This is a genomic window from Streptomyces coffeae, assembly GCF_016741875.1.
GTDB classification, from domain to species: domain Bacteria; phylum Actinomycetota; class Actinomycetes; order Streptomycetales; family Streptomycetaceae; genus Streptomyces; species Streptomyces coffeae.
The window spans coordinates 1-9,675 of sequence record NZ_JAERRF010000048.1; the positions used below are offsets into that span (position 1 = coordinate 1).

The 9,675-nt window shown below is 69.1% G+C and carries 11 protein-coding genes; 8 read left to right on the forward strand and 3 right to left on the reverse strand.

Going from position 1 to position 9,675, the window contains the following annotated elements; all coding sequences use genetic code 11:
- Positions 1 to 30: 30 nt before the first annotated feature.
- Both JK363_RS38965 and JK363_RS38970 read left to right on the forward strand, forming a co-directional pair.
- Positions 31 to 594, forward strand: coding sequence for a hypothetical protein (locus JK363_RS38965; RefSeq protein WP_201882973.1), 564 nt, complete (start codon positions 31 to 33; stop codon positions 592 to 594).
- A 120-nt stretch (positions 595 to 714) separates the two neighbouring features.
- Entirely contained in the window at positions 715 to 1,407 is a 693-nt protein-coding gene (locus tag JK363_RS38970; RefSeq protein ID WP_201882975.1) for a demethylmenaquinone methyltransferase, read from the forward strand.
- A gap of 33 nt (positions 1,408 to 1,440) precedes the next feature.
- Here JK363_RS38970 and JK363_RS38975 read toward each other — a convergent pair whose 3' ends face one another.
- Positions 1,441 to 1,947, reverse strand: coding sequence for a GNAT family N-acetyltransferase (locus JK363_RS38975; protein WP_201882977.1), 507 nt, complete (start codon positions 1,945 to 1,947; stop codon positions 1,441 to 1,443).
- 105 nt (positions 1,948 to 2,052) lie between these two features.
- Here JK363_RS38975 and JK363_RS38980 point away from each other — a divergent pair, with 105 nt between their 5' ends.
- On the forward strand, positions 2,053 to 3,363 hold the full coding sequence (locus JK363_RS38980) for a geranylgeranyl reductase family protein (protein ID WP_307822054.1): 1,311 nt from the start codon (positions 2,053 to 2,055) through the stop codon (positions 3,361 to 3,363).
- A 36-nt stretch (positions 3,364 to 3,399) separates the two neighbouring features.
- Here the strand turns inward: JK363_RS38980 and JK363_RS38985 are convergent, their stop codons facing one another.
- Positions 3,400 to 4,188, reverse strand: coding sequence for a VOC family protein (locus JK363_RS38985; RefSeq protein ID WP_201882979.1), 789 nt, complete (start codon positions 4,186 to 4,188; stop codon positions 3,400 to 3,402).
- A gap of 302 nt (positions 4,189 to 4,490) precedes the next feature.
- Between JK363_RS38985 and JK363_RS38990 the strand changes: the two genes are divergently transcribed.
- Positions 4,491 to 4,913 (forward strand): CBS domain-containing protein, encoded by a 423-nt coding sequence (locus JK363_RS38990; RefSeq protein WP_201882981.1) that lies wholly within the window; start codon positions 4,491 to 4,493, stop codon positions 4,911 to 4,913.
- Positions 4,914 to 4,989: 76 nt separating this feature from the next.
- Here the strand turns inward: JK363_RS38990 and JK363_RS38995 are convergent, their stop codons facing one another.
- On the reverse strand, positions 4,990 to 5,796 hold the full coding sequence (locus JK363_RS38995; protein WP_201882983.1) for a C40 family peptidase: 807 nt from the start codon (positions 5,794 to 5,796) through the stop codon (positions 4,990 to 4,992).
- Between the two features lie 811 nt (positions 5,797 to 6,607).
- Between JK363_RS38995 and JK363_RS39000 the strand changes: the two genes are divergently transcribed.
- Genes JK363_RS39000 through JK363_RS39015 form a run of 4 tightly spaced genes read left to right on the forward strand, consistent with a single transcriptional unit; the run spans position 6,608 to position 9,636 of the window.
- Positions 6,608 to 6,967, forward strand: a complete 360-nt coding sequence (locus JK363_RS39000; RefSeq protein ID WP_176181410.1) for an NADH-quinone oxidoreductase subunit A — start codon at positions 6,608 to 6,610, stop codon at positions 6,965 to 6,967.
- A gap of 31 nt (positions 6,968 to 6,998) precedes the next feature.
- The gene (locus tag JK363_RS39005) at positions 6,999 to 7,553 is read left to right on the forward strand and encodes a NuoB/complex I 20 kDa subunit family protein (protein WP_201882985.1); all 555 of its coding nucleotides are present in this window, start codon (positions 6,999 to 7,001) and stop codon (positions 7,551 to 7,553) included.
- Positions 7,550 to 8,302 carry an NADH-quinone oxidoreductase subunit C gene (locus JK363_RS39010; protein ID WP_201882987.1) on the forward strand — a complete coding sequence of 251 codons (753 nt, stop codon included), beginning with the start codon at positions 7,550 to 7,552 and terminating at the stop codon, positions 8,300 to 8,302. Before JK363_RS39005 ends, JK363_RS39010 begins: the two co-directional genes overlap by 4 nt.
- Positions 8,302 to 9,636: an NADH-quinone oxidoreductase subunit D gene (locus tag JK363_RS39015; protein WP_201882989.1), complete on the forward strand. Its 1,335-nt coding sequence runs from the start codon at positions 8,302 to 8,304 to the stop codon at positions 9,634 to 9,636. The genes JK363_RS39010 and JK363_RS39015 overlap by 1 nt, the downstream gene beginning before the upstream one ends.
- Positions 9,637 to 9,675: the final 39 nt, after the last annotated feature.

The following is a 9,675-nucleotide window of genomic DNA, read 5'->3' on the forward strand; positions in this document are numbered from 1 at the left end:
CCCTCATCGACACGAAGTGACCGTGCCGCCGTGCTGACGATCCACCGCGTGCGCGCGGTGCGCCTGGTGGTGGACCACCCGTCCGAGACGAGGACGGAGCCCGGGTACGCGGTGGTCGTCGAAGGCAGCCGCTTCGGGGCCATCGGGCCGTACGAGGAACTCCTCGCCGAGTACGGCGAGCGCGCCCGGATCCGGGAGTGGGACGGGGTGCTCACACCCGGCCGGTACGAACCGGACGGTGCCACGTACCTCGAGGCCACCTACCACCCTGATCCGCGCGAGGCGGCCGAGCTCGGCAGTGAACCGCTCACCGGCGAGGCCCTCGCCGCCCTGGAGCTGACCGACGCGCGCTGGGGTGCCAGCGCGCGGCGCGGGCTGCAACGGCTGTTCGCGAAGGGCACGACGGTGCTCACGGGGCCGTTCACCCGACCCGCGGTCGTTGCGGCCGTGAGCCGGTCGGGCATCCGGGAGGCGTCCGGTCCGCGGCCGCGCGCCCTGATCCCGACCGGTGTCGCCGACTTCGCGGTCTTCGCCGAGAACGGTGACTGCCTCGTCACGGCTCTGGACGGTCGGCTGGTGCACCGGCGCCGGTGACCGCGGGCGCGACGCGCGAAAGGTGCCTGTGCGCAGCGCACCCGGTTGAGGGCGGTGGTGGGCGACGGGCGGGCCGACCCCTGCGGCGGGCCGCCGCCGCGGGAGGTGAACAATGGGGCTGTGACCCGAGCATCCCTGGACAAGCAGCCGCAGGAAGTCGCCGCCATGTTCGACGACGTGGCGGCCAAGTACGACCGCACCAACGACGTGCTGTCCCTCGGGCAGGCCCGGCAGTGGCGCAAGGCGGTCGCCCGGGCCGTGGACGCGAGCCTCGGAGAGCGGGTGCTCGACCTCGCCGCCGGTACCGGCACCTCCTCGCTGCCCTTCCGGGACGCGGGCGCCTATGTGGTCCCCTGCGACTTCTCGCTCGGCATGCTGAAGGAGGGCAAGAAGCGCCACCCCCGGCTGCCGCTGACCGCGGGCGACGCGACCCGGCTGCCCTTCGCGGACGGGGTCTTCGACGCCGTCACGATCTCCTTCGGGCTGCGCAACGTCCAGGACACCGAGGGCGCGCTGCGCGAGATGCTGCGGGTGACCCGGCCCGGCGGCCGGATCGTCATCTGCGAGTTCAGCCACCCCACCTGGGCGCCGTTCCGGACGGTCTACACCGAGTACCTGATGCGCGCGCTGCCGCCGATCGCCACCGCGGTCAGCAGCAGCCCGGACGCGTACGTCTACCTCGCCGAGTCCATCCGCGCCTGGCCCGACCAGGCGGGTCTCGCCGCGCGGCTGAGCCGGGCGGGCTGGTCCCGGCCCGCCTGGCGCAACCTCACCGGCGGTGTGGTGGCCCTGCACCGCGCCTACCGGCCGTAGCCCCGCACCCCCTGGCCCGGCGGGTTCGTGGGCTCACAGGTCCAGCCGGTGGCAGATGGCAGGGGACCGGGAGACCGGGGACGTCAGATGCTCCGCGGGCCGCATGCCCAGCCGCCGGGTCACCGCTATGGAGCGTTCGTTGCGGGCGTGCACCATCGCGACCACATGGCCGACCCCGGCGGCGCGCACCCGCTCCAGGGCGGCTTCCGCGGCCACCGTGGCGTACCCCTGGCCCCAGTGCGCCCGGCCGAGCCGCCAGCCGATCTCGATCTCGCCCACCGGCCCCCAGTCCTGGGGCCACGGCTGGGCGCCGGTGAAGCCGATCACCTCGCCCGAGGCGTTCAGCAGGGTGTAGAGGCAGAAGCCGTACCGCTCGGCGTGAACGCGCTGGCGGGCGGTGAACTCCTCGTAGTGGGCGAGGTCATGGGAGGCCCCGCCGTGGAACTCCATCACCTCCGGATCGTCGAAGACGCGGTGCCAGGCCACGGCGTCATCGGGGGTGGGCACACGCAGGCGTACGGCGGGCGGGGTCACGGTCATCGAGTACGGCCCTTCGCAAGTGGGGGAGTACGGCCCCCATAGACTGCTGCTGTCCAGTGCCCGGCGCGACCGGCACGCCGTTACCGAGGCTTCGGGAGACCCCGCGTGAGCGAGACCGCACCCACCCAGAGCGCGTCCTCCGTGAGCTCGGAGCACAGCGCCGATGTGATCGTCGTCGGCGCCGGACCGGCCGGTTCCACCACCGCGTACTACCTGGCCAAGGCGGGCCTGGACGTACTGCTGCTGGAGAAGACGGCCTTTCCGCGCGAGAAGGTGTGCGGCGACGGTCTGACCCCCCGCGCCACCAAGCAGCTGGTCGCCATGGGCATCGATGTCTCCGAGGAGGCGGGCTGGCTGCGCAACCGGGGTCTGCGGATCCTCGGCGGCGGGGCGCGGCTGGAGCTGGACTGGCCCGATCTGGCCGCGTATCCGAACTACGGACTGGTCCGCAAGCGCGACGACTTCGACGAGCAGTTGGCGCGCCAGGCACAGAAGGCCGGGGCGCGGCTGTACGAGCGCTGCAACGTGGGCGCGCCGATCAACGACCCGCGCACCGGCCGGATCACCGGTGTCGAGGCCAGACTGGGCGAGGAGAAGACACCGGTCACCTTCCACGCCCCCCTGGTCGTCGCCGCCGACGGCAACTCCACGCGGCTGTCGCTGGCGATGGGGCTGCACCGGCGTGAGGACCGTCCGATGGGTGTGGCGGTGCGTACGTACTTCACCTCGCCCCGCCATGACGACGACTACCTGGAGTCCTGGCTGGAGTTGTGGGACCGGCGCGGTCCGCAGGACCGGCTGCTGCCCGGCTACGGCTGGATCTTCGGCATGGGCGACGGTACGAGCAATGTCGGTCTCGGCGTGCTCAACACCTCGTCGTCCTTCAAGGAGTTGGACTGGCGGGAGATTCTCAAGGCGTGGTGTGCCTCGATGCCGGAGGACTGGGGCTACACCCCGGAGAACATGACCGGTCCCATCCGCGGCGCCGCCCTGCCGATGGCCTTCAACCGCCAGCCGCACTACACCCGTGGGCTGCTGCTGGTGGGCGACGCGGGCGGCATGGTCAACCCGTTCAACGGTGAGGGCATCGCCTATGCGATGGAATCCGGGCAGCTGGCCGCCGATGTGATCGTGCAGGCGCATGCCCGGGCCACCGCCGCGCAGCGGGAGATGGCGCTCCAGCGCTACCCGAAGGTCCTGAAGGACACCTACGGCGGCTATTACACGCTGGGCCGGGCCTTTGTGAAGCTGATCGGCAACCCGAAGGTGATGAGGCTGGCGACCGAGCGCGGGTTGACCCATCCGATGCTGATGCGGTTCACCCTGAAGCTGCTGGCGAACCTGACCGATCCGACGGGCGGGGACGCGATGGACCGCATCATCAACGGCCTCACCAAGGTGGCGCCGAGGGCCTGAGCGGGCGAGCACGCCCCCCGGTGCGGCTCCCGGGGGTCAACCGCCGCTGTCCGGGCTCTCGCTGGTGATGACGCCGAACGGTGCCCCGGCCACGTCCGTCAGCCAGGCCATCCGGCCGATGCCCTCGGCGGACATGGCGGGCATCAGCACCGAACCGCCCAGCTCCTGACCCTTGGCGACCACGCGGTCGCAGTCCGTCACCTCGATGTAGGGCAGCCACTGGGGAGGCGTCGAGTGCCCCTCCTGGAGCTGGGCGACCCCGCCGAAGGAGCCGTCCTTTCCGGCTCCGGCCGTGGAGAACACGGTGTACGTCCCGCCCGGGAACGACATCTCCTCGGTGTCCCAGCCGAAGACGGCGCGGTAGAAGGTGAGGGCCGCGGCGGGGTCGGGGGAGTGCAGCTCGGTCCAGCACAGGCTGCCCGGTTCGGTGACCAGCTCCAGGCCCGCCGTCCTGCCGGGCTGCCAGACGGCGAACCGGGCGCCGCCGGGGTCGGTGAACTGGGCCATCCGCCCCTCGTCGAAGACGTCGAACGGGGCGACCGCCACCCCGCCGCCCGCCTGCTCGACGGACTTCGCGGTGGCGTCGGCGTCGGGCGTGTGGAAGTACGGCGTCCAGGCCGCACGCGCGCCCTGCTCGGTGAGCGGGCCGAGGGCCGCGACGGTTTTGCGGTCCCGCTTGAAGAAGCCGTATCCGCCCGCTTCGGGGCCGGCCGACTCGAAACTCCAGCCCAGCAGTGCCTGGTAGAAGGCCGCGGCCGCGTCGGTGTCGGGAGCGCCGAGATCGAGCCAGTTGGGTGCGCCGGGGACGTAGTCGGTGGTGAGCATGGATGCTCCTTCAACGATCGGGCGTGAAGGACTGTATGCCTCAAGGACTGTGTGCGTGAAGGATGGGCTGTGTGCGTGAAGGACTTCCCGTACTCAGTCTGGCACCGGGCACCGACCGCCGCCGCCGGGACCGGAAGGATCCCTGGGGCCCGCCGGAGCGCCGCGCGGGCCCGATATGACGTCATCACCGGGGGATGGTGACATGGAACGTAGGGGGGCGCCGCGAGCGTCAGCCGCGGTGACCGGAACGATCGGGCCCGCGGGCCGGTTCCGCCGCCGGTGGGCCGTCAGGAGGTACACCCATGACGAAGGCAGCGGACATCATGCACCCGGGCGCGCAGTGGATTCCGGCCACGGAGTCGCTGGACCGCGCCGCCCAGCTGATGCGCGAACTGAACGTCGGCGCACTGCCGGTCAGCGACAAAAATGAGCGGCTGTGCGGCATTCTCACCGACCGGGACATCGTGGTCGGCTGTGTGGCGCGCGGCGGCGACCCGTCCCGGACGACGGCCGGGGACCTCGCCAAGGGCACCCCGCGCTGGATCAGCGCGGATGCCGATGTCAGCGAGGTGCTGCGGGAAATGGAGGAACACCGGATCCGCAGACTGCCGGTGATCGACAAGAACAAGCGGCTGGTCGGCATGATCAGCGAGGCGGATCTCGCCCGGCACCTCTCCGACCAGCAGATCGGCGAGTTCGTGGAGAAGGTGTACGCCACGTCGTGAACGGCGTGAGGCCGCCGCCCCCGGAAGGGAACGGCGGCCCCGTTGCCGTGTCGGCGCGGTACGTGTGCGCGGGGGATCAGAGAACGCGCACGGCACCGGTGGGCGGGTCGTAGTCCAGCGAACGCTCGACGATGCCGGTGCTCGGGTTCTGGGCGCCGATGAACTTGCCGCCGCCGATGTAGACACCGACGTGGTACGCGCTGCCGGAGCTGCCCCAGTACAGGATGTCGCCCGGCTGGAGGTTGTCCAGCGAGACCTGGGTGCCGACGGTGGACTGCTCCTGGGAGACCCGCGGCAGGTCGATGCCCACCTGCTTGAACGCGGCCTTGGTCAGACCGGAGCAGTCGTAGGACGACGGGCCGCTGGTGCCGAGCACATACGCCTTGCCCAGCTGCGCCTTCAGGAAGCTGATGACGGTGGCGGCGTTGCCGGTGGCGTTGGTGGCGCTCGTCGAGAGGGTGCTGCGCTCCGCGGAGCGGGATGCCTTCGCGGCCTTGGCCTTGGCCTCGGCCGCACGCTTGGCGGCGGCCTTGCGCGCCGCCTCCCGGGCTTCCTTCGCCTTGCGGTCGGCCTCCGCCTTGGCCTTCTTGGCCGCGGCCTTCGCATGGGCGGCGGCCTGGTCCTGCTGCGCCTGGAGCTGGTACTCGGACGCGGCCTGCTGCGTGGCGTCGGCGGTCTGGGCGGCCGTGTTCGCCAGCGTGGCGCTGACGGTCGGCATCTCGATCGTCGACTCGGCGGCCGACGACTCGCTGGCGGAAGCGGGCACGGCGGCACCGGCCACCGCGATGGTGAGGAAGCCACCGGTCACCCCTGCGCGGAGTGTGCCCTTGGACGCGGCACGGCGGGGCTTCCGGTGGCTGGGTATGTGTGCGACTGGGGACATAGGTCACTGGCTATCAGGGCCGAAAGGCCCAGATCAACAAAAGTGGCGTGCGCCACATTTGGCGTGTGCATGCCTGAAATTCGACCCATTCGATCTCCATCGCAGGGCCCGCCGCGATGTCCGAATTTCTCGATCATGTCTCTACGCATGGCATTTGGCGGCCGTGCGGAAGCCGCGGGCGGCCTACCACCGATGCGGCCCGCACATCAAAGGTTCCCGTGAATTCGCGCCCCACAACCCATTGCGGCGTGGGATACCTCACTCTCCGGGGTCCGCTCGGTGAAACAACCGGGCGCACATGTGAAGCGACCGGGGCTCACCTGTGAAGCGACCGCGTACCGCTCGTGAATCAAAGCGCGAACCGGCGATCACGACGGCGGGGGAGTGGTGCGAGCGGAGCCCGGATGAGACCTGAGGGTGGTGTGCGCGGCGGTCCGGAGACCGGGTCACTCAGGAGGGTGGCGGATAAGTATCAGCTGACGATGTCCATCGCAAATTTGCATGTATGTACCATGTCTTGGTAAGGGCGCAACGTCCCCACCAGTGATGACGCCCCCGAATGTCACTTCTCGTGATCGTTCGGATGCTTCGTGTACAAGATCACCGCTCATCCGACTTCATGATCCTTCGTCAGGTGGTGGAGATCACAAAGACGTTGTCGTACCCCGTGTCGCAGATCACAGACCGACGGGCATAGGATGCAGGCGAAACGGGCTTGTGAACTGCCTCACATGAGCACGATCTTCGTGAGGTGACAGCACGTCCGTGCGGTCCGCCAGACAGTCATCGTCGACTGAAGGGAGCGAGGACGGTGAACGCATACGCGCCCATCCTCGTACTGGGAGCCCTCGGGGCAGGTTTTGCGATCTTCTCGGTGTTCATGGCCGCGATCATCGGCCCCAAGCGCTACAACCGGGCCAAGCTCGAAGCCTATGAATGCGGCATCGAGCCGACTCCGCATCCGGCCGGCGGTGGGCGCTTCCCCATCAAGTACTACCTGACGGCGATGCTCTTCATCGTCTTCGACATCGAGATCGTCTTCCTCTACCCCTGGGCCGTCTCCTTCGACGCCCTGGGGCTGTTCGGGCTCGTGGAGATGCTCCTCTTCGTGCTCACCGTCTTCGTCGCCTACGCCTACGTATGGCGCCGCGGCGGACTGGAGTGGGACTAAGGGGCTCAAGAGGAGATAGGGGAAACAGCGCATGGGTATCGAAGAGAAGCTCCCCAGCGGCTTCCTGCTCACCACCGTCGAGCAGGCCGCCGGACTGGCCCGCAAGTCCTCCGTGTTCCCGGCAACGTTCGGCCTGGCCTGCTGTGCCATCGAGATGATGACCACCGGCGCCGGCCGCTATGACCTCGCCCGCTTCGGCATGGAGGTCTTCCGGGGCTCGCCCCGGCAGGCCGACCTCATGATCGTCGCCGGTCGGGTCAGCCAGAAGATGGCCCCGGTACTGCGCCAGGTCTATGACCAGATGCCGAACCCCAAGTGGGTCATCTCCATGGGCGTCTGTGCCTCGTCGGGAGGCATGTTCAACAACTACGCGATCGTGCAGGGCGTCGATCACATCGTTCCGGTCGACATCTATCTGCCCGGCTGTCCGCCGCGCCCCGAGATGCTCTTGGACGCGATCCTCAAACTCCACGAGAAGATCCGCGAGGAGAAGCTCGGCGTGAACCGCGAGCGCGCGGCCCAGGAGGCGGAGGAAGCGGCACTGAAGGCGCTCCCGACGATCGAGATGAAGGGGCTGCTCAGGTGAGCGACGCGAGCGACGCACGCGAGGTCAACGGGGTCAATCCCGACCAGGACCTCAACGCCGAGAACCTCCCCGGCAGGCGTGGTGACCACGGCGAGGCCATCCGCGTCCAGCGCGGCATGTTCGGTGCCAACAACGGCGGCGACACCACCGGCTACGGCGGTCTGGTGCGCCCGGTGCGGCTGCCCGGTCAGGCCACCCGCCCGTACGGGGGCTGGTTCGACGAGGTCGCCGACGAGCTCGAGGGCGCCCTCGAGGAGCAGTCGCTGCTCCCGGAGAACGCGATCGAGAAGACCGTCGTGGACCGCGACGAGCTGACCTTCCACATCGCGCGTGAGCATCTGCCGCAGGTCGCCCGGACCCTGCGCGACGACCCGGCGCTCCGCTTCGAGCTGTGCACCGGGGTCAGCGGGGTCCACTTCCCCGGGGACAAGGGCCGTGAGCTGCACGCCGTGTACCACCTGCGGTCGATCACCCACAACCGGATGATCCGGCTGGAGGTGAGCGCTCCCGACAGCGATCCGCACATCCCGTCGATCGTCGATGTGTACCCGACCAACGACTGGCACGAGCGCGAGACCTACGACTTCTTCGGCCTGGTCTTCGACGGACATCCCGCGCTGACGCGGATCATGATGCCCGACGACTGGCAGGGCTTCCCGCAGCGCAAGGACTACCCCCTCGGCGGCATCCCCGTCGAGTACAAGGGCGCCCAGATCCCGGCTCCGGACCAGCGGAGGTCGTACAGCTGATGTCTGCTACCCACGCAACCCCCTCCGCCTCCGCGCGCGAGACGACCGAGGGCACCGTCTACACCGTTACCGGCGGCGACTGGGACGAGGTCGTGGCCGCCACGGCGAAGGCCGACGACGAGCGGATCATCGTCAACATGGGTCCGCAGCACCCCTCCACCCACGGGGTGCTCCGGCTGATCCTGGAGATCGACGGCGAGACGGTCACCGAGGCCCGCTGCGGAATCGGTTATCTGCACACCGGAATCGAGAAGAACCTCGAATTCCGGAACTGGACGCAGGGCACCACCTTCGTGACCCGCATGGACTATCTGACGCCCTTCTACAACGAGGCGGCGTACTGCCTGGGCGTCGAGAAGATGCTCGGCATCGAGGACCAGATCCCGGACCGGGCGACGGTCATCCGGGTGCTGCTGATGGAGCTCAACCGGCTCTCCTCGCATCTGGTGGCCATCGCCACCGGCGGTATGGAGCTGGGCGCGACCACCGTGATGATCTACGGCTTCCGTGACCGCGAGATGATCCTCGACATCTTCGAGCTGATCACCGGGCTGCGGATGAACCACGCCTACATCCGGCCCGGTGGGCTGGTTCAGGATCTGCCGCCGGGAGCGGTCGACCAGATCCGCGCCTTCCTCATCCAGATGCGCAAGAACCTGCCCGAGTACGACAAGCTCGCGACCGGGAACCCCATCTTCAAGGCGCGTCTCCAGAACGTCGGCTATCTCGACCTGGCGGGCTGTATGGCCCTCGGGGTGACCGGCCCGATACTGCGTGCCACCGGACTGCCGCACGATCTGCGCAAGTCGAATCCGTACTGCGGGTACGAGAACTACGACTTCGAGGTGCCGACCGCCGACACCTGCGACGCGTACGGCCGCTTCCTGATCCGGCTGGAGGAGATGCGCCAGTCGCTGCGGATCGTCGAACAGTGCCTGGAGCGGCTGGAGCCCGGCCCGGTGATGGTCGCGGACAAGAAGATCGCCTGGCCCGCGCAGCTGGCCCTCGGCCCGGACGGCCTCGGCAACTCCCTCGACCACATCAAGAACATCATGGGCACCTCGATGGAGGCCCTGATCCACCACTTCAAGCTGGTGACCGAGGGGTTCCGGGTCCCGCCCGGACAGGCGTACATCGCGGTCGAGTCGCCCAGGGGCGAACTGGGCGCGCACATGGTCAGCGATGGCGGCACCCGCCCGTATCGCGTCCACTTCCGGGATCCGTCGTTCACCAATCTGCAAGCCGTGGCGGCGATGTGCGAAGGCGGCCAGGTCGCCGACGTGATCGTCGCCGTCGCGTCCATCGACCCCGTGATGGGAGGCGTCGACAGGTGACCGACGCATGCGCGGCTTCCGGGCCGCAGACGACGACGA